The organism is Flavobacterium sp. 28YEA47A, assembly GCF_041262125.1.
In the GTDB taxonomy this organism is placed as follows: Bacteria; Bacteroidota; Bacteroidia; order Flavobacteriales; family Flavobacteriaceae; genus Flavobacterium.
In genome coordinates this window covers 1-2,148 of sequence record NZ_JBGCCI010000023.1, presented here as the reverse complement: position 1 = coordinate 2,148, position 2,148 = coordinate 1, and the positions used below count along the sequence as shown (strand labels likewise).

1 protein-coding gene and 1 pseudogene are annotated in these 2,148 nt (G+C 44.6%); both read right to left on the bottom strand.

The window, feature by feature from the left end; genetic code table 11:
* A pseudogene (locus ABH942_RS16620) lies at positions 1-1,289 on the bottom strand (hypothetical protein); the annotation flags it as partial.
* Positions 1,290-1,383: 94 nt separating this feature from the next.
* On the bottom strand, positions 1,384-2,148 hold a 765-nt coding region (locus ABH942_RS16615; protein ID WP_370033954.1), incomplete at its 5' end, for an OmpA family protein.

Genomic DNA, 2,148 nt, shown 5'->3' with positions numbered 1-2,148 from the left:
TAGGTATACGTGCCCGGAGCAGCCGTCGTAGGAAAATTTATGGTGCCGTGGCCCGTACCGTCAAGAAGCAGCGTCTGCTGTAGCCCTGCAGGGTCCGTATAGGTCGCAACAGTGCCAGGAGTACCCTGTATATCGATGGCAAGAGCAGTACCTTCACAGATAGGAGTATCTACTGTAGTAATATCGGCGGTTATTGTAGGTGATCCAATTGTAGCCTGACCTGTAAGCAATTGTGAACAGATGACAATATTACTTGAATCTACTATTCTTCCTTCAACTAAAGTATAAGTAATGGGGCTCGTGAAAGTTTCTAAAAAAGAATGAGTTCCGCTTGCATCTAAGGTTACCGTTTGTATAGGCCCTGCATTGACCCTATAATCAATTATGCCATTGGGTATTCCATTAATTGTAAATGTTACCTGTTCTCCTAAGCATGCCGTAGGAGTTGATGCGGTTATTGTAGCATTGGGTATAGGATACACTTTCAAGGTAAAATCAACAACACTATAGCACTTGCTAACATTGTCAGTCACTCTGGCAAAAATTTGCTGAGGATTAGGAGAGTTGCTGATTATATTTGGCAAAGGCGACACCTGGTCAATAGCATTTGCTAATGTTGTATGAAAGGTTATTGTGTTATTTGTGAGATCAGGATTAATAAGGCTTCTATAGGAATTAAGATCAAACAGTCCTATACCAGGTGTATTACTACAGGTTCTTCTTTCTCCAATTGCATTGGCCTGAGGGGCTGTAGGAAAAGTGGCAGTACCTATCCATTCCAGTTCAAAACCACCATCACCTATCGGTCTATCAATCGCAATATAATAGGATTGTCCTGCTGTCACATTCAACCATCTTACATAGCCATCGCCATTAGCACCAGGTCCAACCTGAGTAGCTGTCGTACTTGCATACATACCGGTATGATTGTTTGTCTGCCCGGCAAGATTGGGATTCGTTGTAGCACAACGAATAGGGCTTCCTAAACTAGAACAAGTTCTATTAGGCCCATATACCCAAAAATCATAATCTACAAGAATGCTAGGATCCAAGGGTTTTATATGAAATCCTAAAGTTCCGGAAGTGGCAATATTAATTTTAAGCCATATGGAATTATGTTCTAAACCACCACAACCTGATACCTCCTGTACATTTCCTATACCAGAGGCATTGGATGTGAATGTGCCATTACCGCAAACCGTTATGGCATTGACACAATCATTGGGTTGTTGGGCGTTGGCTAGATAACCAAATAATACCAAAAGACTTATTGTCAGAAACTTTCTCATTTTAATCATTGCATTTTTTTGAAAACCCTAACAGCCGGCCTTAAAAAGACCAGCTGTCAGGTTACTATATTCTTTAATAGGTAAGAACCGTGTCTTATCTCTTTATAATCTTAAACTCCGAACGCCTGTTCTGTGCATCCTCCTCTTCCGTGCAGTTCGCCTTGCAGTCGATCTTCGGTTCCGTGATTCCGAACCCTTTGCCCGATAGGCGTTCCCTGCCGATGCCTTTCGACACCAGGTACTGAACCGTGGACTGTGCCCTCTGCTCGGAAAGCTTCAGGTTGTAGGCTGCGCTTCCCTTGCCGTCCGTATGCGACTTCACGTAGATAACCATATCCGGGTACCTGTTCATCACATTCACGAGCTTGTCAAGTTCGGTAGCTCCCTGCTGGGTGATATTGCTCTTGTTGAACTCAAAATAGATGTTCTTAAGCAATACTTCGGTATCCGTGATCACTACTTCTACAGGTTCCAGGGCTATATCGACAGATGTCCTGCCGCCCTTGGTTTTCGTTACCCTGCCGGATCCCGCATCATAGTCTTTCTTGGCGGCCTGGAATACATATTCCGTATCGCATTCCACATCAAAAGAGACTTCTCCTTTGGAATTGCTCTGTTTTGTGGCGATCACGTTTTTCTTTGCGTCCAGGATAGAGACGCTCGCATCTGATAATGCGCGGCCTGTCTTGCTGTCCTTCACCATTGCTACGGCCTCTACCCTGCACACCGGTACCGCCTTGATGATATTGTCCGTGCCGTTCCTATTTGAGGAGAAGTAGCCTTCGTTTTTGGCCGTATTGAAGCTGAACGAGAAGTCGTCCTTCTCGCTGTTAACCGGCCGGCCTACGTTAATCGCTTC